The sequence below is a fragment of the Limimaricola sp. AA108-03 genome (genome assembly GCF_050847355.1).
In the GTDB taxonomy this organism is placed as follows: Bacteria; Pseudomonadota; Alphaproteobacteria; order Rhodobacterales; family Rhodobacteraceae; genus Limimaricola.
This window is the reverse complement of record NZ_CP193755.1, coordinates 2,833,053-2,859,249: the sequence shown is the minus strand read 5'-3', so window position 1 is coordinate 2,859,249 and position 26,197 is coordinate 2,833,053. Positions and strand designations below refer to the sequence as shown.

At 69.8% G+C, this 26,197-nt stretch carries 15 protein-coding genes; 10 read left to right on the top strand and 5 right to left on the bottom strand.

The annotated features are described in order from the left end of the window. The first annotated feature begins 462 nt into the window (after window positions 1–462). The 10 genes from ACRAQ3_RS13955 to ACRAQ3_RS13910 all read left to right on the top strand — a co-directional run bounded on the left by ACRAQ3_RS13955 (window position 463) and on the right by ACRAQ3_RS13910 (window position 20,812). Window positions 463–1,191, top strand: a complete 729-nt coding sequence (locus tag ACRAQ3_RS13955) for a sugar transferase (protein WP_432255025.1) — start codon at window positions 463–465, stop codon at window positions 1,189–1,191. Between the two features lie 131 nt (window positions 1,192–1,322). Beyond that, complete coding sequence (locus ACRAQ3_RS13950; protein WP_432255024.1) at window positions 1,323–2,717, top strand: hypothetical protein; 1,395 nt, start codon at window positions 1,323–1,325, stop codon at window positions 2,715–2,717. Further along, window positions 2,714–4,621: a hypothetical protein gene (locus ACRAQ3_RS13945; RefSeq protein ID WP_432255023.1), complete on the top strand. Its 1,908-nt coding sequence runs from the start codon at window positions 2,714–2,716 to the stop codon at window positions 4,619–4,621. Before ACRAQ3_RS13950 ends, ACRAQ3_RS13945 begins: the two co-directional genes overlap by 4 nt. After that, complete coding sequence (locus ACRAQ3_RS13940; RefSeq protein WP_432255022.1) at window positions 4,618–5,457, top strand: glycosyltransferase; 840 nt, start codon at window positions 4,618–4,620, stop codon at window positions 5,455–5,457. Before ACRAQ3_RS13945 ends, ACRAQ3_RS13940 begins: the two co-directional genes overlap by 4 nt. Then, the gene (locus ACRAQ3_RS13935; RefSeq protein ID WP_269395631.1) at window positions 5,454–6,824 is read left to right on the top strand and encodes an oligosaccharide flippase family protein; all 1,371 of its coding nucleotides are present in this window, start codon (window positions 5,454–5,456) and stop codon (window positions 6,822–6,824) included. Before ACRAQ3_RS13940 ends, ACRAQ3_RS13935 begins: the two co-directional genes overlap by 4 nt. 92 nt (window positions 6,825–6,916) lie before the next feature. Continuing rightward, a complete protein-coding gene (locus ACRAQ3_RS13930) occupies window positions 6,917–13,213 on the top strand; it encodes a type I polyketide synthase (protein WP_432255021.1) in 6,297 nt (2,098 codons plus the stop codon). Window positions 13,214–13,219: 6 nt separating this feature from the next. Next, complete coding sequence (locus ACRAQ3_RS13925) at window positions 13,220–14,188, top strand: glycosyltransferase (RefSeq protein WP_432255020.1); 969 nt, start codon at window positions 13,220–13,222, stop codon at window positions 14,186–14,188. Further along, entirely contained in the window at window positions 14,185–18,774 is a 4,590-nt protein-coding gene (locus ACRAQ3_RS13920) for a MupA/Atu3671 family FMN-dependent luciferase-like monooxygenase (protein ID WP_432255019.1), read from the top strand. The genes ACRAQ3_RS13925 and ACRAQ3_RS13920 overlap by 4 nt, the downstream gene beginning before the upstream one ends. Continuing rightward, window positions 18,767–19,423 (top strand): 4'-phosphopantetheinyl transferase family protein, encoded by a 657-nt coding sequence (locus ACRAQ3_RS13915; RefSeq protein WP_269395635.1) that lies wholly within the window; start codon window positions 18,767–18,769, stop codon window positions 19,421–19,423. Before ACRAQ3_RS13920 ends, ACRAQ3_RS13915 begins: the two co-directional genes overlap by 8 nt. 120 nt (window positions 19,424–19,543) lie before the next feature. Beyond that, window positions 19,544–20,812 (top strand): Wzz/FepE/Etk N-terminal domain-containing protein, encoded by a 1,269-nt coding sequence (locus ACRAQ3_RS13910; RefSeq protein ID WP_269395636.1) that lies wholly within the window; start codon window positions 19,544–19,546, stop codon window positions 20,810–20,812. A gap of 4 nt (window positions 20,813–20,816) precedes the next feature. Here ACRAQ3_RS13910 and ACRAQ3_RS13905 read toward each other — a convergent pair whose 3' ends face one another. The 5 genes from ACRAQ3_RS13905 to ACRAQ3_RS13885 all read right to left on the bottom strand — a co-directional run bounded on the left by ACRAQ3_RS13905 (window position 20,817) and on the right by ACRAQ3_RS13885 (window position 26,082). Then, window positions 20,817–21,737 carry a CpsD/CapB family tyrosine-protein kinase gene (locus tag ACRAQ3_RS13905; RefSeq protein ID WP_432255018.1) on the bottom strand — a complete coding sequence of 307 codons (921 nt, stop codon included), beginning with the start codon at window positions 21,735–21,737 and terminating at the stop codon, window positions 20,817–20,819. 94 nt (window positions 21,738–21,831) lie between these two features. Beyond that, window positions 21,832–22,806, bottom strand: a complete 975-nt coding sequence (locus tag ACRAQ3_RS13900; RefSeq protein WP_432255017.1) for a glycosyltransferase — start codon at window positions 22,804–22,806, stop codon at window positions 21,832–21,834. Beyond that, window positions 22,803–24,044 (bottom strand): glycosyltransferase, encoded by a 1,242-nt coding sequence (locus ACRAQ3_RS13895; RefSeq protein ID WP_432255016.1) that lies wholly within the window; start codon window positions 24,042–24,044, stop codon window positions 22,803–22,805. Before ACRAQ3_RS13895 ends, ACRAQ3_RS13900 begins: the two co-directional genes overlap by 4 nt. Next, window positions 24,041–24,982, bottom strand: coding sequence for an NAD-dependent epimerase/dehydratase family protein (locus ACRAQ3_RS13890; protein ID WP_432255015.1), 942 nt, complete (start codon window positions 24,980–24,982; stop codon window positions 24,041–24,043). Before ACRAQ3_RS13890 ends, ACRAQ3_RS13895 begins: the two co-directional genes overlap by 4 nt. Then, on the bottom strand, window positions 24,970–26,082 hold the full coding sequence (locus ACRAQ3_RS13885) for a Gfo/Idh/MocA family protein (protein WP_432255014.1): 1,113 nt from the start codon (window positions 26,080–26,082) through the stop codon (window positions 24,970–24,972). Before ACRAQ3_RS13885 ends, ACRAQ3_RS13890 begins: the two co-directional genes overlap by 13 nt. Between the last annotated feature and the right edge of the window lie 115 nt (window positions 26,083–26,197).

Below are 26,197 nucleotides of genomic sequence, written 5' to 3'. Positions count from 1 at the left end.
CTCCGATCGCGTGCCCGTCCGTCATTAACAACAATGTGGCATGGAGGGTGGCATTGTTTCGCCATGGCCCCCTCGGTCGAGCGTGCGCCATGAGAATGCCTCGCTTCCGCCGGCGAGCCGAACGATCTCGGGCAGCGGCCGGCGCGGGCCGCGCGCGATGGGAGAGGAAATGGCGCATTGGGAGAGGTCCCGTTTCCTCTCCGGCGCCAGTTCGCCATGGTGGCCCGGTATGGTGCGGGGGCTATGACAATCCGGCCGGATTTGCGCAGGCCGAAGTCGGGGCAACGCGTCGTATCGGCCCGGGAATTTCTCGCAATTACCGAGATTTAGAAACCCGCGACGTACCGGAATTCTTGGCCGTTGGCGGGGCTGGCCCTAACTTCGACCGGGACGGTGAAACCGGGACTGATCCGGCGCACCGGTCACGATGTTGCCGCAAACGGCGAGGGCGAAGGGCCTGAGATGAAGACCATGGCAGTGAATACCGGACTGACGAATCTGCGGCAGGTCATGCCGTCCTCCGACAGGTTCGTGCGGGATATGGGCCCATCGGGGCGTCTGGACCGGGTCGGCCCCGTCAGGGACGGACTCTATCGGCGCCGCGCCAAGCGCTGGCTCGACATTGGGCTGACGGTATTGCTCGTCCTGCCGGTCACCCTGATCGTGGCGATCATCGCCTTGCTGGTCGCGATCGATGGCGGACGGCCCTTTTACGTGCAGCCCCGGGTCGGGCGCGGCGGGCGGACTTTCCCGATGTTCAAGATCCGCACCATGGTGCGCGATGCCGAGGCGGTGTTGAAGCGTCATCTCGAGGACGACCCATCGGCCCGCGCCGAGTGGCTTCACCGCCAGAAGCTGCGTCACGACCCGCGCATCACGCCACTCGGGCGCTTCCTGCGTCGCACATCGCTCGATGAGCTGCCGCAGTTCTACAACGTGCTGCGCGGCGACATGACCCTCGTGGGCCCGCGTCCGTTCCTGCCAGAGCAGAAGGCCTATTACGACGGCGAGGAATACTATCTGATGCGACCCGGCATCACCGGCTTCTGGCAGACCTCCGAGCGCAACGAGGCGAGCTTCGTCCAGCGTGTCGCCTATGACCGGTGCTACTACCACGCGCTCTCGCCGCTCACTGATATTCGAGTGATCGGCCGGACTCTAAAGGTGGTGCTGCGCGGCACCGGCATGTGAGGCGGCACCCCTTGCGCCGCGTCGGCAACGGGTGTTGCCTGAACCGTGACGCCCGCTGATCGCCATCGCGGCGTCACGACTTCGTCCGGACATCGTGCCAAGGTCGGGATGACACGCTGAACAGGGGCCGCATGCCGAACGCCGTCGCTTCGATCGCCCTGCTGGCTTGGCCACTGGTCACGCTGGTACTGTTCGGGCGCCTGCGGCCGGGCGTGGCACTGGTGGCGAGCCTGCTGGGGGGCTACCTGCTGCTGCCTCCGCTGCCAGCGGAGTTCGACCCGCCGCTGCTGCCATCGCTCAACAAGGACACGATCCCCAGCCTCTCGGTTCTGCTGGCCGCCCTCATGTTGCGGCGGGTGCAGCTGCGCGAGCTTCTGCCGCGCCAGCGATTGATGCGGCTGGCGCTGGCAGTGTTTCTCCTGTCGCCGCTGATGACCGTGCTGGGCAATGGCGATCCTCTGGTCTTCGGGCCGCTGGTGCTGCCCGGGCTGCGGCTGGCCGAAGTGCCGGGGCTGCTGATCCAGCAGGGGTTTCTCGTGGTGCCGCTGCTCCTCGCGCGGGTCTTCCTGCGCGAGGAGCGCGAGCACCGCATGATGCTTTGGGCGCTGGTGGTGGGAGGTCTGGCCTACACCTTGCCGATCCTGGCCGAGGTGCGGCTCAGCCCGCAGCTCAACACCTGGATCTACGGCTATTTCCAGCACAGCTTCGAGCAGATGATGCGCGGCGATGGGTTCCGCCCGATCGTGTTCCTATATCACGGACTCTGGGTGGCGTTCTTCATCGCGATGGCGGTGCTCGCCGCGACGGGGCTGGCGCGCAGCGCACAGAAGGGGCGCGCTCCCCTTCTGTGGGCCGTGGCAGGGCTCCTCGGCGTCGTGCTCGTGCTGTGCAAATCCATGGCGGCGCTGGTCTATACGATGGTGCTCGTTCCGGCTTTGGCCTTCGCGCCGCGCCGGCTGCAGCTCTTCGGCGCCGCGGCGATGGCGGCGCTGTCCCTGGCCTACCCGCTGCTCAAGGGCGCCGATCTGGTGCCGCAGGAGCGGCTTCTCGAATGGGCCGGATCGGTAAGCGCGGACCGGGCCCAGTCGCTCGGCTTTCGCTTCGACAACGAAGACGTGCTCTTGGAGCGCGCCATGGAGCGGCCGGTTTTCGGCTGGGGAATCTGGGGTCGCAACATGCTTTACGACCGCCAGAGCGGACGCGAAATCACCGTGACTGACGGGCGTTGGCTGGTGGTGATCGGCGTGTTCGGCTGGGTCGGTTTCCTTGCCGAGTTCGGCCTTCTGGCCTTTCCGGTGCTGCGACTCTGGGGGGGCTCCGGACGATCGCCGCCCGGTCCCGCCACGGTGACGCTCGCCGTGATCCTCGGCATGAACCTCGTCGACCTGTTGCCCAACGCCACGTTGACGCCGCTGACCTTTCTGGCGGCGGGGGCGGCGTTGGGACTGATCGAGACGGCACCGCGTCATGGGCCGCGGCCCGAGGCTGCGCCACGCCGGCCTGCGCCGATCCGGACCGTCCTGTGAAGGGGCTGGCGGGCCTCGCCGCGCTGCTCCTTTGCGTAGCGCTTGCCGGCCTGCCTGCTCGGGCCGCGCCGCTTCTGGGCATGAACCTCGCGGGCATCTCGGACTGGTCCACCGAGCATCCGTTTCTCGACCTGATGAAAACCTCGCGGCCCTGGATCGGTCATGGCGATGACCAATGGGGCGCGATGAGCGCCGAGCAACTGGTTGCCGAGGGGCATGTCGATCGTACCGGACGCCTGCTCTCGATCCCCGAGGGTATCGCCCGGGTCGGCACGCTGATCCTCACCGACCAGCCCGAAGCGGCGATCTCGCTCGCGGGGCGCTACGTGCTGCGCTACGACGGGCAGGGCGACATCGCGGTAAGAGGGCGCGGCCGCGTGGTCTCGCAGATCCTCGGGGAGATTCGCTTCGACTACGATCCGGGACCGGGCGCGGTCGAGATCGAGGTTGCCGCGATCGACGCGGCGGACCCGCTGCGCGAGATCACGGTGGTGCGCGAGGACCGGCTCGGCCATGCGGCGGCGGGCGCGCTGTTCAATCCCGACTGGCTGGAGCGGGTCTCGGATCTGCGACTGTTGCGCTTCATGGACTGGATGGAGACCAACGGCTCCCCGCAACATCGCTGGGACGACCGGCCACGCCCCGGGGATCAGCGCTGGGTCGATGCTGTGCCGGTCGAGGTGATCACCCGGCTCGCCAATGAGATCGGCGTCGATCCATGGGTGACGCTGCCGCACATGGCCGATGACGACTACGTGCGCAGCTTCGCAGCCTATATGCGGGACCATCTCGATCCCCGGCTCAGGATCCACGCGGAGTGGTCGAACGAGGTCTGGAATTTCGGGTTCGAACAGGCGCATTGGGCACAGGCGCGCGCGCGTGACCTGTGGGGCGAGGATGCGCCCGGAGATGCCTGGATGCAGTTTGCGGGATGGAGGGCGGCGCGGGTGGCGGACATCTGGGCAGAAACCTTTGGCGCGGGCGCCGAAGAGCGGCTGGTGCGGATATTCGCCACCCAGACCGGTTGGCCGGGGCTGGAGGCCGCGGCCCTCGAAGCGCCGCTGGCCGTGGACGAGGGGGCGAGCCCGCCCGCCACGAGCTTCGACGCCTATGCCGTCACGGGATATCTCGGCCATGATGTCGGCGCTGACGATCACCTCGATGAACTGCGCGCGCGACTTGTCGACGGCACCGCGCAGGCCCATGCGCTGGCTCTCCTCGAAGACGACCTTGCCGAGTTGACGCAGAGGTTCTGGCCGCATCACGCCGGCGTCGCGGCCCGGCATGGGCTGCGGTTGGTGATGTATGAGGCCGGACCGCATCTGGTGGCGGGCCCGGCGGGGCGCGACGACGCGGCCGTGACCGATTTCCTGACAGAGCTGTCCTACGCTCCGGAAATGGCGGCACTGATCGACGATCTCATGGCGGGCTGGCAAGCGGTGGGTGGTACCCAAGCCACAGCCTATCTTGACATCGCCGCCCCGTCGCGCTGGGGCAGCTGGGGCGCGCTGCGCCATCTCGACGATGCCTCCCCCCGCTGGGACGCTTGGATGCGCCACAATCGCGAGGGTGCGGATTGGGAAAGCCGGGCGCCGGGAAGCTTCGATGACGGGGTGACGCTGCAGGGAGGCGACAGGGCGGAACGGCTGGTCGGTACGCTCGAGGAAGACCTCCTGCTGGGCGGTGGCGGCGATGATGTGATCCATGCCGGGCCCGGCGATCGTGTCGATGGCGGGGCGGGACATGATCGGGCGGTGCTGCCTGCGGCACTACGCGACCTGCCCGTGACGCGCGAGGGCGAACGGCTGGCGATCGGTGCCGGGCCTTCGCGGCTGCTTCTGGCGGGGATCGAGGAGATCGCCTATGTGGAGCAATCCGCGACCCTGACGGAGACGCCGCGATGACCGCGCCGATGCCGATGGATATCCTGATTCCGGCCAGCAACGAGGCCGGTCTGATCGAAGGCTGTCTCTCGGCGCTGGCCGCCAGCGAGCCGCTGCCCGCTCCCGTACGCGTCACCGTCATAGCCAATGGCTGTCGCGACGCCACCGCCGACGTCGCGCGCGCCGCCGGCGCGGCTCTTGGCGCACGCGACTGGGCGCTGCGGGTGATCGAGCTGGCGCAGGGGTCGAAGATCGCTGCGCTGAACGCGGGCGAGGCGGCGCTGACCCACCCGGCGATCCGGGTCTACCTCGATGCGGATGTGACGGTATCGCCGCCATTGCTATTGCAATTGCACCGGGCGCTGGACCGCCCGGAGCCGCTTTATGCCAGCGGTTTGCCCCGGATCACCGGTCAGGGCCGTATCGCGCGCGCCTATGCGCGGCTCTGGGCGCGGCTGCCCTTCATGACGCATGGGGCGCCGGGTTGTGGCCTCTTCGCGGTCAATCCCGCCGGGCGGGCCCGCTGGGACATGTTCCCGGACCTCATTTCCGATGACGGTTTCGTGCGGCTGTGCTTCTCGCCGGATGAGCGGATTGCCGTGCCGGCGCGTTACGACTGGCCCGTCGCCGAGGGGTTCGCGGCGCTGCTGCGGGTGCGCCGACGGCAGGATGCGGGCATGGCGCAGATCGCGCGATGTCACCCCGATATGCTGGCACGCGAAGACAAGCCTGCGCTCGGTCCTCGGGGCGTCGCGCGCCTCGCCCTGCGCGATCCGGCAGGGTTCGCGGTCTATGGCGCGGTGGCGCTGAGCGTCCGGCTTCGGCCCGCCCCGTCGGACTGGAGCCGCGGCCGGTGAGCGCGGCATTGATCGGTCACCTGCGCTCGCGCGGCATCGGTGGTCGGGCGCTGCGATCGGCCGCGATCATCATCGCGGGTTTCGGGGCGGGGCAGGGTCTGCGCCTCATCTCCAATCTCGCGCTCACTCGGCTGCTCTTTCCCGAGGCCTTTGGCACCATGGCGATCGTCATGGTCTTCATGATGGCGCTGGGCATGTTCTCGGATGTCGGCATTTCTCCCGCGATCATGCAAAGTCGGCGTGGCGACGATCCCGATTTCCTTGACACCGCCTGGACGATCCAGATCGGGCGGGGGTTGGGATTGTGGTTTGCGGCGTTGGGTCTCGCCTGGCCCGTGGCGCAGTGGTATGGCGAGCCCGACCTCGCGCGGTATCTGCCGGTGGCGGCGCTCGCGCTGATCCTCAACGGCTTCAACCCGACCAAGCTCGAAACCGCGCACCGGCATTTGCGCGCCGGTCGCGTGACGCTGATCGAGCTGGCAACCCAAAGCACCCAGCTGGTCACCGGCGTCGTTCTGGCGTGGAGCTGGGGCTCGATCTGGGCGCTGGTGGTGGCGGGGCTGGTCGGCGCGATGGCGCAGCTCGTATATCTCAACCTGTTCCTGCCGGGGCCGCGTAACCGGCTGCGCCTCGAACCTGCCGCCGCGCGAGAGCTGGTGCATTTCGGCAAGTGGATCTTCCTCTCGACCGTGGCAGGGTTCCTGCTGGGCCAGAGCGACCGTGTGCTGCTTGGAGGCTATCTCTCACTGGCGGATTTCGGGGTCTACAATATCGGCTTGTTCCTCGCGACCTTTCCCCTGCTGCTCGGTCACCTCGTAACGCGACGGGTGCTGATCCCGGTCTACCGCGAAAGCCCGCCGGCCGAGAGCCGGGCCAATTTCCTGCGGCTTCAGCGGCTCAGGACGCTGGCGACATCGGGGCTCCTCGCGGCGACGGCGGTGCTGGCGCTGTCGGGCAACCAGCTGATCGGGGTGATGTATGACGGGCGCTACGCGATGGCGGGGGGCGTGGTGGTGCTGATGGCGGTGCTGCAGATCCCGGTGCTGGTCGGGCTGACCTACGAGCAGGCGGCACTGGCCTCGGGGCGCTCGCGCCGTTTCTTCGTGCTGCAAGCCTCGCGCGCGGGGCTGACCATCGCCGGCCTGGCGCTGGGCCTTGCCTTGGGCGGCTTTCTTGGCGGGTTGATCGGGCAGGGCGTGGCCGCGCTGCTGGCCTACCCGGTGCTGGTCTGGGTCGCACGACGAGAGAAGGCATGGGATCCGCGCCACGACGCCTTGGCTGCTCTGGCCGGGATTGCGATCGCCGCTCTGGCCCTGACATTGAACTGGCCTGCCGTGGCAGCGCTGGCTGCGGTCGCGCCGGGATAGCCAGCATGGCCGCAAGCCGGTATCCCGTCGGAAAAGTGCCGCATTCGCAGTCTAGCCAGTTTGCGCAACCACACGGGGCAGGGGAAGAGATCATGCAGGAGGCGAAGGAACGGGATACGGGCGATATCGCCATCACCGGCATGGCCGTGGACCTGCCCGGCGCTGACACGCTCGAGGCGTTCTGGGGGATGCTGGCGGGAGGACGCAGCGCGATCCGTCGCCTTACCCCCGAAGAACTGGCCCGTGCGGGGGTGAGCGAGTCCGAGAGCCGCCGCCCCAATTACGTCCCTTTCGGCGCGCCGCTCGCGGGGCATGACCTGTTCGATGCGGGATTCTTCGGCCTGACACCGCGCGAGGCCGAGATCATGGATCCGCAGCACCGGCGCTTCATCGAGACGGCCTGGTCGGCGCTAGAGAACGCGGGCCATGTGCCCGAAGCTTTCGCGGGCGCGATCGGCGTCTTTGCGGGCTGCGGTGCCAACGACTATTACATGCGCAACATCATGGGCAATGCCGAGCTCGTGGAGAACACCGGCGCCTTCCTGTTGCGCCATACCGGCAATGACAAGGATTTCCTCGCCACCCGTCTGGCGCACATGCTCGATCTGACCGGCCCGGCGGTCTCGGTGCAGACCGCATGTTCGACTTCGCTCGTGGCCATCCACATGGCGGCGCAGGCGCTGCTGACCGGCGAATGCGACATAGCTCTGGCGGGCGGTGTCACGATCGAACAGCCGCATGGCAGGGGCTATCTGTGGCGCGAGGGAGAAATCCTGTCGCCGGATGGGGCATGCCGCGCCTTCGATCACCGTGCCGCCGGCACCGTGTTCGGCTCGGGGGCGGCGGCGGTGGTCCTCCGCAGGCTCGAAGACGCGCTGGCCGATGGCGACCATGTTTGGGCCGTGTTGAAGGGCAGCGCCATCAATAACGACGGTGCCCGTAAGGCCAACTACCTCGCCCCCTCGGTCGAGGGGCAGGCGCGGGCGGTGGCGATGGCCCATCGCATGGCGGGCATCGAGGCCGGTTCCATCGGTTTCGTCGAATGCCATGGTACCGGCACGCCTCTGGGCGATCCGATCGAGGTGGCGGCGCTGACCCGCGCCTTTCGCGAAACGACCGAGGCCGCCGGCTTCTGCCGGATCGGCTCGGTCAAGACCGGGATCGGTCACACCGACACCGCTGCCGGCGCTGCGGGACTGATCAAGGCGGCGCTGGCTCTGCACCATCGGAAGATTCCCGGCACGCCGGGCTTCGAAGCGCCGAACCCGGCACTGGCGCTCGACGGATCGCCCTTCGAGGTCGCGGCGGAAACGGTACCTTGGCCGCAGGGCGCCACGCCCCGCCGCGCCGGGGTCAATTCGCTCGGGGTCGGTGGCACCAATGCCCACGCGGTGCTGGAGGAGGCACCGGAGCCCGTATCCCCGGCCGAAAGCGAGTGGCCGTTCCAGCTGCTCCGGGTCTCCGGCCGCTCCCGCGCCGCGCTCGATGCCACGGCAGCGCGGCTGGCGGCGCATCTGCGCGCGCATCCCGAGCAGCCGCTGGCCGATGTGGCGCATACGCTGGCGGTCGGGCGCCGGGCGCTGCCGCATCGTCGCGTGCTCGTCGCCGAGAGCCATGCCGAGGCCGCCGCATTGCTCGAACGGTCCGATCCGCGCGTCGCGCCCACGCATCTGGCACAGGATGCGCCGGAAGTGGTGTTCATGTTCCCCGGCGGCGGCGCGCAGCAACCGGGCATGGGGCGCGACCTCTACGAAACCGAGCCGGTGTTTCGAGACTGGATCGATCGCGGCTTCGCCGCCATGGGCGCCGAGGGCAAGACGTTGCGTGCGCTGTGGGACCCGGCACCCGGCGACGAGGCGCAGGCCGAGGCCATGCTGCGCCGCCCTTCGCTGCAACTGCCGCTGCTTCTGATCGTCGAGCACGCGCTGGCGCAACTCTGGATCGGTTGGGGCGTGATGCCGGACCGGCTGGTCGGTCATTCGATGGGCGAGAACACGGCGGCGGTGCTCGCCGGCGTCATGTCCTTCGAAGAGGGTCTGGAACTGGTGCGGATGCGCGGCACGCTGTTCGAGCGGACCGAGCCCGGCGCGATGCTTTCGGTGGCGCTCGGCGCAGATGCGCTGCGCGAGGAGTTGGGCCCCGATCTCGATCTCGCGGCGATCAATGCGCCCGGGCTCTGCGTCGCCTCGGGGCCGGTGGCCGCGATCGAGGACCTTGCGGCGCGGCTCGAGCTTCGGGGAATCGAGAGCCGCCGTGTGCCGATCGAAGTCGCCGCCCATAGCCGCCTGCTCGATCCGATCCTGCCGCGCTTCGAGGCGCATCTGCGAAGCATGACGTTGTCGCCCCCGCGGATTCCGATCATCTCCAACCGCAGCGGCCACCTCCTGACCGATGCCGAGGCGACCGATCCCGCGTACTGGGTCGGCCATCTCCGCCATGCCGTCGATTTCGACGGGGCACTCCACAACATGGGCGAGGCCGCGCGGATCTGCATCGAGATGGGCCCCGGCGGCGTGCTTGGCATGCTGGCCGGGCAACAACCCGGGATCGGTCATGAGCGGGTGCTGCCGGGGCTGCGGCCGCCGCAGGAGCCGGGCGGCGATGACCGCTGGATGGTCCTGGCGCTGGGCCGTCTATGGGCGATGGGCGGCCGCTTCGACGAGGCGCAGCTCGCGGGCGTCGGTCGCCGTCGCCTGCCGTTGCCGGGCTATGCCTTCGAGCGGACGCGTCATCATGTCGAACCTGTCCGCTCCGTGGCTGCCCCGGCCGTGGCGCCGCCGGTGCCGCGAGAGGAGGATGTCGCGCGCTGGGCCTGGCAGCCTGCTTGGGTGCGCCGCTATCCCGAGGGCACATTCGAGGCAGGGGACGATCTCGCGGAACTGCCGTCCGAGACCTGGCTCATCTTTCTCGATCGCACCGGGCTGGGCGCCGCCCTTGCGACGCGGCTGCGGGCTGCGGGGCACCGTGTCGCGACCGTGACGGCGGCCGGGTTCGAGGCGCGCGCCGGCAGCGATAGCTGGCAGCTGCCGCCGGAGGCGGGCCAAGCGCCCGTCGAGCGCCTCTTGGCGGCGCTTGAGCGCGAAGATCTGCTGCCGGACCGGGTGCTGCACCTGTGGAGCGTCACCGAGGCCACCGGTCCGGACCTGTCGCCGCTGCACGTCCAGTTGCTGCAGGAGCGCGGCTTCCTGAGCCTGATGCATCTCGCGCAGGCCTGGCACGCCACGCAGGGCGACAGGCCATTGCGTCTTCTGGCGGTAAGCAGCGGTGCGCATGCCGTGCGTCCGGGCGAGCGGCCCGATCCGGCCAAGGCGATGCTCGACGGGCCCGCGCTGGTGATCCCGAGGGAGCTGCCGGGACTTGCCTGTTCGCGGCTCGATCTCGCGCCGCCGCGCCGTGCCACGCTTCGATCTCAGGTCGAGGCGGTGCTGGAAGAGGCGCTGTCGCCGCCCGAATCCGCGCCGGTGGCTTGGCGCGACGGCATTCGCCGGGTCCGGACGCCGCAGCGCGCCGCACTCCCCGCGACGCCCGGGCTGCCATTGCGTCGCGGCGGTGCGGTAATGATCACCGGTGGCCTTGGCGGTATCGGCCTGACCTTGGCCGAGACCCTGATCCGCGATTGGGACGCGCCAGTCGCGATCATCTCGCGCCGCCCCATACCTCCGCGCGAAGATTGGTCCAGCCATGTCGCCACGGGCGGTCCGATGTCCGAGGCGCTGCGTGCGCTGCTGCGGCTCGAAGCCCTGGGCGGGCGGATCGAAAGCTATTGCGCCGATGTCACCGATCCCGATGCGATGCGCATCGCCCTTGCCGAGGCCGAGGCAAGGCTCGGTCCGATCAGCGGCGTCATCCATGCGGCCGGACGTCTCGACGACGCGCCGGTGCTGGGCCGCGCGGCCGAGGCGAGCGAGGCGGTGATCGCTCCCAAGCTGCAAGGGCTGATGGTGCTCGACACGCTGTTCCCCGATGGTCGGCTCGACTGGATGGCCCTCTGCGCCTCCAGTTCGGCCTGGACCGCTCCGGCGGGGCAGGCGGATTACGTTGCCGCAAACGTCGCACTCGACGCCTTCGCGCTGGCCCGCTCGGGCGGCGCGACCCGTGTGGTGGCGATCGACTGGGGCATCTGGGCCGATACCGGCATGGCAGCCGGGGCGGCCGTGCCGGATGCGGAAGAGGCGGGGGGCGCGCCCATTGCCCTGCCGATGCTGGAGCGTCGCGAGATCATCGAGACGGCGATCGGCGAGGAAACTGTCTTCACGGCTCGGTGGACGCCTTCCGAGCGTTGGTTTCTCGACCAGCATCGGACAAGGGCGGGTGACGCCTTGCTGCCCGGCGCGGGCTATGCCGAGCTTCTGGCCGAGGCGGTTGGCCCCGAGGGCTTCACGCCGTTCGAACTGCGCGATCTGCGGTTTCTGGCCCCGCTGCGCACGCCCGATGGCGGCGCGACCCGGCTGCGGCTGCGGCTGTCGCCGGGCGACGACGCAGGCTGGGTCGAGGTCGAGGCCGCGCCACCGGGCGAGCCATGGGGACCTGTCGCCATGGCCCGGCTGCTGGCGACAGGTGGCACACCGGGCCGCATCGATCCGGCGGCCATCGCAGCGCGGCTGCCGGCGCCCGGACCGTTGAGCCTGCCGCAGGCGGCGCATCTCGATTTCGGAGCCCAGTGGCAGGTCACGGGCGAGGCGGCGCTGAGCAAGGATGAAGGGCTGGCTCGGCTTCGGCTGCCGCCGGATGCGAGCACCGGCCTCGCGCTGCATCCGGGGCTCTTGGACATCGCGACCGGCTGGGCGATCGGAATGATCGCGGGCTATGATCCGGCGCGGCTCTGGGTGCCGGCCGGTTATGCGCGGCTGAGCGTCCATGCGCCGTTGCCCTCGGAGATCCTGAGCCATGTCCGGCTGGTCGATCAGGCGACCGGCATGGCCCGGTTCGACATCGTGCTGGCCACCCCCGAGGGCAAGATTTGTGCCGAGATGTCTGGCTTCGAGCTGCACCTGCTGCCGGCGGAGGCCGGTTTTGCTGCCGGCGCGAAGGCCCTGACCTTGGAACAGCCAGTGCCGCAGGACCGGCTGAGCGATGCCCGCCGCCATGGCATCCGGCGCGAGGAGGGCGGGCGCGCCTTCATCGCGGCGATGGGGGCGGGGCTGTCGCAGGTCGCCATGACGGCGCAGCCTTTGTCCGCTTTGATCGCGGAGGCGGCGGTCTCGCCCCCGGCTTCGGAACCGGTCGCGCCCGCCGATCCTGTCGCCGCGGGGTTCGAGACCGAGATGGAAGCGCGGCTCGCCGCGCAATGGAGCGCGCTGCTCGGCGTGGCCGATATCGGTCCAGATGACAGCTTCTTCGACCTCGGCGGACATTCACTGATCGCGGTGCGGCTCTTCGCGGCGATAAGGCGGGAAACCGGTACCGCGCTGCCGATCTCGGCGCTGTTCGAAACGCCGACGATCCGCGGCCTCGCGGCGCGGCTTGCAGGAGACGCCTCCGCTCCGGCAGCAGTGGAGGCGACCGGAAGGCCGGGCGCGGCCCCGGCGATGATCTCCGGCCTAGGCGACGCGGTGCATCTCGTGCCGCTGAGCCAAGGCGGCCCGGGGGCACCGCTCTTCCTCGCGGCGGGCATGTTCGGCAACGTGATGAACCTGCGTCATCTCGCGCAGCATCTGGGCGAAGACCGGCCGGTCTGGGGTCTGCAAGCACGCGGCGTCGCCGGCGATGTCCCGCCGCATCAGGATTTCGTCGCGGCGGCACGCGATTGCCTTGCCGAAATGCGTCGCGTTCATCCCGACGGGCCTTGGTTGCTGGGCGGCTATTCGGGCGGTGGCATCACGGCACTCGAAATCGCCCGGCAGCTGCGCGCAGAAGGCGACAAGGCGGAGGCGTTGCTGTTGCTCGATACGCCGCTGCCGGTCCGGCCGTCGCTAAGTCTGCGTGACCGGATCGCGATCCAGGCGATCGAGCTGCGCAGGGGAGGGCTGCGCTATCCAGCGCAGTGGGCATCGCGGCGCCTGCGCTGGGAGATCGACCGCCGCCGCTTTGGGCGAGACGCCGCGCGCCCGGTCGAAAATCAAGCGGACGCCGCTCTGGAAACCGCCTTCTACGTCGCCTCCGCCGCCTATAGATTGGAGCCTTGGGACGGGCCCATGACGCTGTTCCGACCGCCGCTGAAGGGGCAATGGCGATTGCCGGGCGGGCGACTGGTGAACAAGGAACGGCAATACGTGGTGCATGACAATTACTGGGGCGAATGGGCGTCCGCGCTCGAAGTGGTCGAAGTGCCGGGCGATCACGACACCATGGTGCTCGAACCCAATGCGCGCGCTCTCGCGGCCCGGATGAAGGCGGCGCTCGAAAGCGCCGTCGCTGGGGACGTGCTGAAACTACATGCGGCGGAGTAGCGCGCGATGACATCTGTTCTGACGGTGATCCTGAACTGGCGCACGCCGGAGATGACACTGCGCGCCGCCGAAAGCGCGGTGGTCGCGATGGCCGGGATCGAGGGCGGGATCGTGATCGTCGACAACGATTCCGGCGATGGCTCGGAAGAGCGGCTGCGCGCCGGCGTGGCCGCGCGCGGCTGGGGGGACCGGGTGCGCGTGGTGCAATCCGGCCGCAATGGTGGCTTCGGCGCGGGCAACAACGCGGGCATCCGCGACGCCCTCGCCAAGGGCGAGCGTCCGGACCTCGTCTACATCCTCAACTCCGACGCCTTTCCCGAGCCCGGGGCGATCGCCGCTCTCGTCAAGCACTTGGCGGCCCATTCCGCGGCGGGTCTTGCCGGGAGCCTGATAAGCGATCCGGACGGTACGCCGCATCTCGCGGCCTTCCGCTTCCCCTCGCTCTTGTCCGAGATCGAGGGACCGTTGCGTTTCGGCCCTGTCTCGCGGCTTTTGTCGCGACGAAGGGTATGGATGGAGGTGCCGGAGCAGACCTGTCGGGTGGACTGGGTCTCGGGGGCCAGCCTGATGATCCGGCACGAACTGTTCGAGCGGATCGGCGGTTTCGACGAAACCTTCTTTCTCTACTTCGAGGAAACCGACCTCTGTCGCCGCGCGCGCGACGCGGGCTTCGAGACCCATTTCGTGCGCGAAAGCCGCGTCACCCATATCGGATCGGTCTCGACCAGGATGAACGAGTGGCGCCGCGTTCCCGACTACTGGTTCGAGTCGCGCCGGCACTATTTCCGCAAGCATCACGGCGATGCGGGTGCGGCCGTAGCGACGCTGCTGCATCTCGCGGCAGGGGGGCTTCACCGGCTTCGCTGCGTTGCGATGCGGCGCGATCCGGGCGATCCGCCGCGATATCTGCGCGACTTGCTGCGTCACGAATTGCGTCATTTGCGGGCGACCCGGGCAAGGGAGGAGGCGGCATGAGCGGCAGCGTTGCACTGATCGGCGCCACCGCGCTGAGCCTCGAGGCCGCGCGGTCGCTGCGCGAAGCGGGTTTTCGGCTGGCGCTGGTGGCGAGCCGCTACCCGGAGCTGGATGCCTTCGCCGAGGAGCACGGCATCCCCCGGCACGATCCCGACCGGCTCGACGACCTGCCCGAAGGCATCGACTGGCTTCTCAGCGCCGGGAATCTCGACTTGGTGCCGGCCCCCGCGCTGGCGCGCTTCGCCGCAGGTGCCATCAATTTTCATGATGGACCGCTGCCCGAGAGGGTCGGGCGCAATGCTCCGGTCTGGGCGCTGCTCGAAGGCGCACGTCGCCATGCGGTATCGTGGCACATGATGACGCCGGGCGTGGATGCGGGGGACATCCTGATCCGTCGGGATTTCGACATCGACCCGGACGAGACCGCGCAGAGCCTCAATGCCCGTTGCTTTGCGCTGGCGCTCGAAACCCTGCCGGAGTTGATCGATCAGATGCGCCACGGGCTCCGGCGCCGACCGCAGCCTGCGATGGAAGGCCGGATGCACCGCGCCGCCGACCGGCCGGATGCAGATGCGCTGATCGACGGGCGTGGCCCGGTCGATGCGGCACTGCGATTGGTCCGGGCGCTCGATCACGGTGCGCATCCGAACCCGCTCTGCTGTCCCAAGCTCTCGCATGAAGGTCGGTTGCTGCTGATCGGCACGGCGCAGCTGCTGGAGTCGGGGGCGCAGCCCGAACCGCCCGGCACGATCCGCGCGGCCATGGACGACGCGTTGGAGCTGGTCTTCGAAGACGGTGTGCTGCGGCTTTCGGGACTATCTCGGCCAGATGGAGCGCCAGTCGCGCTGCCCAAGGCCGGTACCCGGTTGGCGCCGATCCGCGACGCTGCGGCACTCACCATGCGTATGCAGCATGTCGCACGGGCCGAGCGGGGCTGGCGAAGGCGATTGGAGGCGCTGCGTCCGGTGCCGCTGCCCGGCCTCGCGACGGCTCTTCCGATGCGTCCCGACATGGCTGAGGAGCGCCGGGCGCTCGAACCGCGTGGGTCGGCGCGCCTTCGCGCCGCGGCCTGGGCGCTGTTGGCGGCGAGGCTCTGCGACGGTGCTGCCGATCTGGCGCTGGTTCGGCCCGCCGCAGAAGACCCTCATGTGGCGGACTGGGTTCCCCTGCGTGTCATTCCGGAACCGGGAGAAAGCCTGTCGCGCTTTTCCGACCGATTCGACGCGGAAATGCGCGCCGCATGCGCCGAAGTCGGTTTCGCGGCGGATCTGCCGATGCGGCTGGGCCTCGTCCCGCCCGCATTGGCACTGGGGCCGACGCGGGCGCCCGGGGCGCGTCTCGGCTTCGATCCCGAGGCTGGCATCCTGCGAGCGGCGGGCGGCACGCTGCTACCCGGTGCGCTGGATCTGCTCGCGGCGCGGCTCATGGCCATGATCGACGCCGATCCCGATACGGCCTGCACGGCGCTGCCCGCGATGTCGCCGGGCGAGCGTGTGCTACTCATCGAGGACTGGAACGACACCGCGGGTCCGGTGCCCGAGGGGACGATTCACGCCGCCATCGCCCGTCGCGCCGCCACCGCGCCGGAGGCCGTCGCGCTGGTCTTCGGTGAGGAGCGCCTCACCCATGCGGAACTGGAGGCGCGCTCCAACCGCATGGCGCGGGTGCTGCGCGAGATGGGGGCGGGCCCGGGCATGCGCGTCGGGCTGCATATGGGCCGCTCGATCGAAATGGTGGTGGCGGCGCTGGCGGTCATGAAGTCCGGCGCCGCCTATCTGCCGCTCGACCCGGCCTATCCACGCGAACGGCTCGCGCTCTATCTCGAAGACAGCTCTGCCGCGATCGTGGTCAGCGCCCCCGACATCGCGTCGGATCTGCCAGCCGGCGAGGCGGCATTGCTGCGGCTCGACGACCCGCGACTGGGCACGGCCGAGTCCGCGCCGCTCGATGAGGCCCCCACGGGTTCGGATCTTGCCTATCTGATCTATACCTCGGGCTCCACGGGCCGTCCCAAGGGGGTGATGATCGAGCACCGCCACGTGCTGAATTTCTTCGAGGGGATGGACGAGCGGGTGCCGCACCGTCCCGGCGACGCGCTGCTCGCCGTCACCTCGATCTCGTTCGATATCTCGGTGCTCGAACTGTTCTGGTCTTTGTCGCGCGGCCTCAAGGTCGTGGTCCAGGGCGACGAGGAGCGGCTCTTGACCTCCTCGGAGACGACGCCAGTGACCGCTGTGGCCGGGCCGTCGCTGAGCCTGTTCTACTGGGGCCACGAGGCGGGGGACACGGACGACTATTCCCTGTTGCTCGACGGGGCCCGCTTTGCCGACGCGCATGGGTTCGAGGCGGTCTGGACGCCCGAGCGGCATTTCCACGGCTTCGGCGCGGCCTATCCCAACCCGGCGGTGACCGGTGCGGCGGTGGCGGCCGTCACTTCGCATGTGGCGATCCGCGCGGGCAGCTGCGTCGCGCCGCTGCATCACCCGGCGCGGATCGCCGAAGACTGGGCGGTGATCGACCGGCTGTCGGGCGGGCGTGCAGGGGTGGCGCTGGCGGCGGGCTGGCAGCCTCAGGACTTCGTGCTGCGCCCCGAGGCGGCGCCGCCCGCCAACCGCAAGGCGCTGCGCGACGCGGCCGATGCCGTGCGCCGTCTGTGGCGGGGCGAGGCGGTGGCCTTTCCCGACGCGGCAGGCGAAATGCAGGAGGTTCAGACCCGACCGCGCCCGGTCTCGTCAGAGCTTCCCTTGTGGATCACCGTTGCGGGCAACCCCGCGAGCTGGCGCGAGGCGGGGCTGGCGGGCGCCAATGTGCTGACGCATCTTCTGGGCCAGAGCGTCGCGGATCTGTCCTCACGGATCGCCGAATGGCGCGCTGCGCTGATCGAGGCTGGGCACGATCCGGCGTCGCGGCGGGTGACGGTGATGCTGCACACCTATCTCGCCGAGAGCCGCGCCGCCGCGCGCGAGGTGGCGCGCGGCCCGATGATCGATTATCTGCGCTCGGCCAACGGGCTCATTGCGCGACATGCCGCGGAATTCCCGGCGTTTCGTCGTGGAAGGGGCGATGCGGTCGATCCCGGCGCTTTGACGCCTGAAGAGGAAACGGCGGTCCTCGACCACGCCTTCGAGCGGTATTTTGAAGAGCAGGGGCTGTTCGGCACAGTCGAAGACGGCTTGGCCCGGATCAAGATGCTGCAGGCCGCCGGGGTGGACGAGATCGCCTGCCTTATCGATTTCGGGATCGCACCGGCCCAGGTGATGGAGGGGCTGCCGCGTCTCGCGGCGTTGGTGCAGCCGGGGCGTCCTGCGGTCGATGATGCCGGGCCACCCCCGAGCGACCGGTCGATCGCGGCGCAGATCCGCCGCCATGATATCACCCATCTGCAATGCACCCCCTCGATGGCCCGGATGCTTGCCGCCGACGCGGTGAGCCGCGCCGCGCTGGGAGGTCTGCGGCACATGCTCGTGGGCGGCGAGGCGCTGCCCGCCGCGCTGGTCGAGGAATTGCGCGGAGCCGGGGTCATGCATCTGGAAAACATGTACGGTCCGACCGAGACCACGATCTGGTCCACCAGCGCCACGATAGAGGCGGGTCTGCCGGCCTCGGTGATCGGTCGGCCGATCCGCAACACCCGGACCTATGTACTTGACGCGCAGATGTCGCCCTGCCCGGTGGGGGCGGAAGGCGAGCTGTGGATCGGCGGCGCGGGCGTGGCGCGCGGTTATTGGGAGCGGGCCGAACTGACCGCCGAGCGGTTCCGCCCCGACCCCTTCCGGCCGGGCGAGCGGATCTACCGAACCGGGGATCTCGCACGCTGGCGCTCCGATGGGGTGCTCGATTTCATCGGCCGCGCCGATGGGCAGGTGAAGCTTCGCGGCCACCGGATCGAGTTGGGCGAGGTCGAAGCGGCCCTCGACGCGATCTCGGGTTTTGGCCCCTGCGTCGCCGTGATGCGCGAGGACACTCCCGGCGATACGCGGCTCGTGGCATATCTGGAGACCACGGAGACAATCGACGAGGCGGAGTTGCGACGCGAACTGGCGACGCGTCTGCCGGCGATCATGGTGCCGACGCGGATCGTTGCTCTCGAGCGGTTTCCGCTGACGCCCAATCGCAAGACCGACCGCGCCGCCTTGCCGCCGCCGCCGGCACACCGTACCGCAGTCTCGCCCACGCCCACGCTCACGCCCACGCCCATGCCCGCAGACCCTGCGCCGAGCCCGGCAACCATCAAGGTCGCGGGCTTGCGTCGCGGTGCCGCCGCAACCGAGATCGCGGAGATCTGGCGGGAGCTTCTGGGGATCGAGGCCGTTTCGCCGAACGATAGTTTCTTCGATCTCGGCGGCCATTCCCTGCTGGCGGTGCGGGCGCATCGCGAAATTCGCGATCGGCTCGGCCTGCCGGATCTGAGGATCACCGATATCTTCGGCCTGCCGCGCCTGGCCGATCTCGCGGCCCGGATCGAGGCGGAGCTGACCGCGCCCGAGGCCGCCGAACCGGTCGCACCGCTCGCTTCGGCGAATGCACGGGACGAGATCATGGCGCGCCGCAGGCAGCTGCGGGCCCGGCGCCAAGGTCTTGGTTGAGCTTGCCGCCCTGATCGAGAGGCTTGGCGGTACTGGCACCGCCGCCGCGGTGGTGCGCATCGGTGCCGGACATGTGCTCTGGCCCGAAGAGGCGCCAGCCATGGCGCGGGCCCGTCCCGCCCGGCAAGCGGAGTTCGCCGCCGGGCGGGCGGCGGCGCGGCTGGCGATGGAACGGCTCGACCTGCCGCCGCGGGCGGTCCCGATGGGACCGGATCGCGCGCCTGTCTGGCCCCAGGGGATGCACGGCTCGATCAGCCATGATGACGGCCTCGCGGTGGCCGCTCTATGCCGGGGGGGCGATCTCGGTCTGGATCTGTCCGCCGCCTTGCCGCTGGAGCCCGCGCTCTGGCCCGAGATCGTCCTTCCGGGCGAAATCGAGGTCACCGGGCTGGAGCCGGGCCTTGCGGCCCGGCTCGTCTTCGGGGCCAAGGAGGCTGCCTACAAGGCGCAATATCCTCGGAGCCGTGCCCTGCTCGGCTTCGATGCCATGCGCGTTCAGGTCACGGGCGAGGGCCTTGCGGCACGGCTGTTGCGAACGGCCGGACCTTATGGGGCCGGGACCGTATTTCGCGGGGGGTGGGGGATATGTTCCGATCGCCTGATCGTGGTCATGCGGGCGCCGCCCGGGTTTCGCGGCCTGCAACAGTGAGTTGACCGGGCGGTTCGCCATGGTCAGATGATGCCCGAGGCCCTAGATTGTGGCTTGGGTGTGGCGGAAATTGGACCGGCGCGGGTGGCCTTCGGCCCTCGCGACGAACGGGAGCTGGTCATGGAACATCTTGCCTCACTGCGCGACCTGCGCGGCGCGCTGCGCCGCCGGGCTTGGGCCATCGCCCTTGTCTGCGTTCTGGGAATTCCATTCGTTCTCTGGTTCGCGATGACGCGTCCGCCGGTCTTTCAGGCAACGGCGGTGATCCAGATCGAGACGCCGCTGGTCGATGCCGGGGGCGACGCCGCCGTCATCGCCGACACGCAGCTCGACCTGATCGAGCAGCAGGTGATGGCGCGCGAGAAGATCCTCGAACTGGCCGAGCGGTTCGATCTGTTCGCCCTCTTGCCGCCGCATGAGCGGCTGGTGCAGACCCGCGCCTCGATCGAGATCACCAAGCTGGTGAACCCGGCCTTGGCCTGGCGCCCCGAAACCGTGCCCTCCGGCTTGTCGATCACGGTCGAACTCGACGAGCCACAGCTGGCTGCCGATCTCGCCAATGCCCTGTTGCAAGAGATCGTTACCGCCGCGCAGAGCCGGCGCGAGGGCCGCACGGCGCGCACGCTCGATTTCTTCGAAAGCGAGGAGGCGCGGCTCGGCGCGGAACTGGCCGCGCTCGAGGAGGAGTTCGCGCGGTTCCAAGAGGCCCGCTTCGACTCGCTGCCCGGCAGCCTTCCGGCCCAGCGCGAACAGCTCTCGGGGCTCGTGGCGCAGCGGATCGACCTCGAACAGCAGATCATCGCCTTCGAGACCAGTTCGGACCGGCTGCGGGAGGACGAGCTGACGCGTCGCCGCAGCCTGCTCGAACAGCAACGGCAGCTGATCGCCGACAATATCGCCCGGATCGAGGCGGCACTCGCGGCCGCGCCTGAGACCGAGCGCCGCTACAACGATTTCGTGCGCCGCCGCGAACAGCTGCAGCAGGCGCTCTCGGCGGTCACCGCCCGGCGCACAGAGGCCGCGATGGCGCAGCTGCTCGAAAGCCGTGACGAGACCACGCGCTTCGAGATCCTCGAACGGGCGGTGCCGCCCGATTACGCGGTCTCCTCCTCGCGCCGAAAGATCGCGGTCGCAGGCGGGTTCGGCGTGCTTCTGGCGGCGCTCGGCCTCGCGCTTTCGCTCGAGGCGGTGAACCCGCAGATCCGCACCGCCGCGCAGATGGAGCGGGCGCTCGGCGTGCGGCCCGTCGTGGTGATTCCCGAATTGGATCGGCGTCAGGCGCGGCGTCGCGCCCGGGCAGCGCAGCGGCGGGATGCCGGGCGTTTTCTGGGGATTTGGGGCCGGCTGCGCAGCGGCATGCGGGGGTGGTGGCGCCGGTTGCCGATCTGATCTCCTAGCCGCTGCCCGAGGCGCGGTCCTCCTCGGCACGGTTCAGGATCATGCCGAGGATCGGCTTGTCCTCGCCGATGCGGCGCACGGCTTCGCGGATCTGCTCGGCGCTGTTGTGGCCGCCGCCCACTACCATCAACACGCAGTCGTAGCGGCTTCGGAACGCGGTCACGTCGTCCTGGCTCAGCGCGGGGGGCAGGTCGAACAGCACCGCGTCGGGGGCGATCTCCTCCTGCATCTGGTCGAGCACGGCCGCGGTCTTGGGGTCCTGCAGCAGCTCGGCCGCATAGGTCTCGGAACGGTCGTTGAGGCCGACCGCGAGCCCGCCGATGCCAAGCAGGTTCTGCCCGACGCGCTGCAACTGGGTGCTGCTGGACGTGGCACCGCGCAACCAGTCGGCGATCGGTCCCGGCGCCGGTGCGCCCATAACCTCGGCGAGTCCCGGCGCCCTCAGGTCGAGATCGAGCAGCACGGTGCGGCGGTTTTCATAGCGCGACAAGGCGATGGCGAGATTGGCGGCGGTGAAGGTCTTGCCACAGCCCCGCGTCGGCGACGTGATCGCCACACGTTTCCAACCATGCTCGTCGAGCGCCTGCAGCAGGCGGGTCCGCAGCAGGTCGAAGGCGGTATGGGCGGGGTCGCGGCGACTTGCGGTGATGACGAGGTTGCTCTCGAGGACGGCTTCGTTCACCGGGATCCGGCGCAGGCTGCCCCACAGGTCATGCAGCTGCGGCAGCCGGACCTCGTCCTTGCCCAGCACGGCGGCGCGCAGCGCCCGGGTGGTGTCGTCGGTTTCGGCCGGGGCTGGCCCGGCGGGCGAGGGAGACGCGGGCTTTGGCTGCAGCGCCGCGATCCGGTCGAGAATCGCCGTGCGCGCCCCGGGCTCAAGCCGCCTCCGTCCGTCGCGCCTGCTGCGTTCGCTCATCTCCGCCATTCCCGTCACCGGCCAAATCGGCGCGAGGATAGACCGGAAACGGGGGCGAGAATAAGCCCCGATCGGGCCGTGCCCGGCGCGGTGGCTAGCGGTACTCTATCAGTCGCATTTCGCGTTTGCGCAGCCGACGCAGCCGGTAGGTCAGCATGCCCTGCGCATTCGGAAACTTCGACAGGACCAAGAGCCCTGCGAGGCCGAGGGCGCGCCGACGCGGCTGGCCCGTCCGCCGCAGCCTCAGCGCGCTGCGCCCCCAGCTCATCGCCAACAATGCCGTCGCGATCAGAAGCGCCGCCGCGCCCCATGCGATCATTCCGGCCAGAGCCGCCGCAGGAAGCGCCATTCCCCATAGCCGCACCCGGCGTCGCTCGGCCCTGAAATGTCCGGGGTGGCGGTCGCCCACCTCGGCAAAGCCGTGGCCCGCGCGTACCGCGCGACGCCACCACTGGCCCAAACGGGTCATCGCGATGTCGTGGCGGGTCATGACTCGCGGCAGGCGGTGCACGCGCAGACCGAGGCCCCGCACCCGCAGGCACAGATCCTCGTCCTCCGAGCAGATGATCGCGCCGTCGAAGCCGCCGATCCGCTCGAACAGCTCGGTGCGCAGCATCATGTCGCCGCCGCAGGCCGGGATGTCGCCGGCAGGGCGGTGCCACTCCCATTCGGCCATGGCATTGTAGACCGTGGCCTCGGGGGCGATCTCGCTGCGCCAGCCGGTCACGATGCCGATGCCCGGATCGGCGACAAGTGCCGACGCGCCCGCCTCCAGCCAGCCCTGTTCGAGCGTGCAATCGCCATCGACGAACTGCACGAACTCGGGCAGACCTGCCTCCCGCAATGCTTCGAAGCCTGCATTGCGGGCGCGGGCCGCGGTAAAGGGGGCTCCGGCGTCGAGTTCGATGATCCGCGCTCCGGCCGCTTGGGCGATGTCGAGGCTGCCATCGGTCGATCCGGAATCGACATAGACCACCCGCGCCCCGCTGTTTTCGAGCGAGGCGAGGCAGGCGCCGAGCCGCGCGCCTTCGTTTCGGCCGATGACCACGACGCCGATCCGCGCGGTCATGCGATCAGTTCCGGGCGGACCGGTCCGCCGGGGCCGTCGCACAGCAGCCGCGCCAGCCGCGCCGCCTCGCTGGCGGCGTCGAACTCGGCCAGCACCCGGGCCCGCCCCTCGGCCCCCATCGCGCTACGGCGCGCCGCGTCGCCCGCGAGAGCGACCATTGCCGCTGCCAGCGGCATCTCGGCTCCCGGCGGCACCAGAAGGCCGGAACGGCCGTCACCGACCAGTTCGCTCACGCCGCCCACCCGGGTGGCGATCACCGGCCGGCCAGCGGCCATCGCCTCCATCAGCACCACCGGTACCCCTTCGGCGAAAGAGGGAAGGATCAGAACGCCCGTCTCCTTCAGCATCCGTGCCACCTCGGCCTGTCCCTTGTAGCCGTGGAACCGCACCGCGGCTTCGAGGCCGAGTTGGCGAGCCATGGCCTCCAACGCCGCGCGGTTCTCTCCGTCACCCACGAGGTCGAGCGTCAGCTCCGGTCGCCTAGCCCGTGATTGTGCCAGCGCCTGCAACAGCACCGGCACGCCCTTGACCGCCGCCAGCCGGCCGATGAAGAGCATCCGGTCCCCGGGCGGGGGCGGAGCATCTGCATAGAGATCCGGGTCCACGCCGCAATGCACCACGTGCAGCTTGTGCCAGTGGGCGGGGTCCGAGAACAGCATTGCCTGCGACCGCGCGAAATCCGAGATGCAGGCAACGAAGCGCGCACGCGCGATCTTCTCGCCCAAGGCCCAGTGTTCCGGGGCGAAGAAGATGTCCGGGCCGTGCAGGGTGAAGCTGTGCGGGATGCCCGATATCTCGGAAGCGAGCATCGCGACGGTGCCGGAGGATTTGGCGATGTGGTTGTGCAGATGCGTGATGCCGCGCGCCTTCATGCGTTGCGCCAGGACCAGCGCCTCACCGAAATAGATCAGGTTGTAGATGCGGCCCCGCAGCCCCTTGGGCGCCGTGCGCCATGCCAGCGCCAGGGCACGCAGGAAACGGCCCGGGTTCCGCAATGCCGACAGCTTGGCCCGGGCCATGCGCCACGGGTTCAGCGCGGCCTCCAACAGGTGAAAGGTTGCCGCGGCCTCGGCGCGCTGCTCGGGGCCGACATGGTGCGACGGGTCGGTGCGACGCACCGAGGCGGTCTCGACCGCGACACCGAGGTGGCGCAGCGCCGCGACCTCGCGCTGGATGAAGGTGTCGGTGGCGCGGGGGTACTCCCCGGTAAGCCACATCACCGGTCCGAGGCCGGTCATGCCCGGGCCCGCCGCGCATCGGCCATCGCCGCCTCGAACCCGGCTTCGGCCCGGAAGCCCAGCGCATGGGCGCGGGCATTGGCGTATCGCAGCGGCATCAGCCGCGCGCGCAGTACCTCGCGTCGCAGCAGCCCCGGCGGGCGCGAGCCCAGCGGTGCCAACGCGCGGGCCGCCATGTCGAATCCGTGCCAGCCGAGCGGCAGGCCGCGCCGGCCCAGCGCTGCAAGGAAGCGCGCCCTGTCGGGGCGATCATCGTCGAGCGCATGGATCGGTTCGATTGTCTGCGCCTGCGGTCGAGTCGCCGCGAGCACGAGGATCTGCGCGGCATGCGGCAGCCAGCACAGCGGCAACTCGCCCGCGTGGCGCGGCCCGAGGACCAGCCGCCCCAGTTCGATCCCCATATGCGCGTTCCACAGCCGACCCGGCCCTAAAATCGCCCCGGGCCGGACGATCCGAAGCTGCGCGCCGTATCGCGCCGAGATTTCGCACGCGTCTCTCTCCTGCGCGAGCTTGGCGCGGGTATAGGCGTCGCGCCGATCGGGGTGTGGCTCGACGGGCGTCGCCTCGTCCACGAGGGCAAATGGCGCGAGATCCCGGGTTCCCAGCACCGAGATCGAGCTGATCAGCACCAGCCTTGCGCCGGCCTGCGCGGCCCGCTGCAACAGCGCGGCACTCGGCGTTACCGTATCGCGGGCCTGCGCCGCGTCATCGCCCGACATCCGCGCGGCGGCATGGATCACCGCCGCCGCGCCGTCGAGCGGTGGCAGTTCGCGGCGCAGATCGGCGCGGATCACCTCGATGCCGGGATCGGTCGCCCAAGCCTCGGGAGGATCGCCGCGCAGGATCGCACGCACCGGAAAGTTCTCTTCCCGTGCCCGCGCGACCACGGCGCGGCCCAGGAACCCACCCGCCCCGGTGACGGCGATCACGTCGCCCACGGCATCGGCTCCATGGGATCGCAGCGCGTTTTCATGTCGCGCACGGCCCCCTCCTGGATCGCCAGCGTCACCTCGGTCAGGTGCAGCGCGTAGTCTCCGGCAAGGCGGCTCTCGCGGCCTGCCGCGATGGCGTCGAGCATCTCGGCGGGCCCAAGCGCGAAGTCCATCCGCGCCGCACCACGGCGGCGGGGCTTCGGCTGATGCGTGCCCTTGAGCGATACGTCGCGCGCCAGCGGGCTTTCCAGCAGGCGGCGACGCAGCCGCATCCGTCGGCGAAATCGCACCGGCGCGTGGTTGTCCCAGGCACGGCCCACTTCGATCACGCCCTCATCGCCGAAGATCCGCAGCCGATGGTCGTGCGGCGCCGCGATCGAGCAGGTGAGCCGTGCCACCGGGCCGCTTTCGAAGAACAGCGCCGCGACCGAGAAGTCCGGGGCCGCGTGCCGCAGCCCGGGCTTGTCGGGAACGACCTCGGCCGCAGCCGAGGCCACGCGGCGCACCGGCCCCAGATGCGCGATCAGCCAGGACAGCCAGTAGCCTGCATGTTCCAGCGTGCAGCCGGTGGCGAACTCGTCCTCGGCGGGCCAGGGCGCCCCGCTCTCGCTCTTCCAGTCGCGATAGGGCGCCTGCGGGATGAAGCCGTCATCGAGCTCGGCATAGATCAGCCGCGGCGTACCGCCGACGCCCATGCGCAGCGCCCGCCCCAGCCCCTGCGCGGACTGCGACAATACCGACGAGGGTGCCGAGGCCAGCTGCCGTCCGCGGGAGCGGGCGAGATCGTGCAGCGACTGGGCGGTCTCCATGTCGGTGACCAGCGGCTTTTCGGACCAGACGTGGCGGCGGGCGCGCAGGCAGCCGCGAATGATCGTCTCGTGGCTCTTGGGATTGGTCAGGTTCAGCACCAGCCCCTCGGCGGGCAGTGCCTCGCAGGCCGCGGCCGGGTCCGGCAGTGGCGTCAGGCCCCAATGCGCGCAGAAGGCAGCCTGCCGCGCGGCGTCGCGGTCATGCGCCCCCAGCACCCGGATTTCGGGATGCGCGGTCAGGCTTCGCATGTAGAGATCGGCGACATAGCCGCATCCGATCACTGTAACGTCCTTCATCGCGGCGCGGCTCCGTTGTGTCGCATCGGGCTCCGGCACGCTTGCCGGTCCGGAGCCGCTCGGTACAGAAGGGAGATGGCGACAATCGGGCGGCCAAGTTTCCCCGCCCGTATCG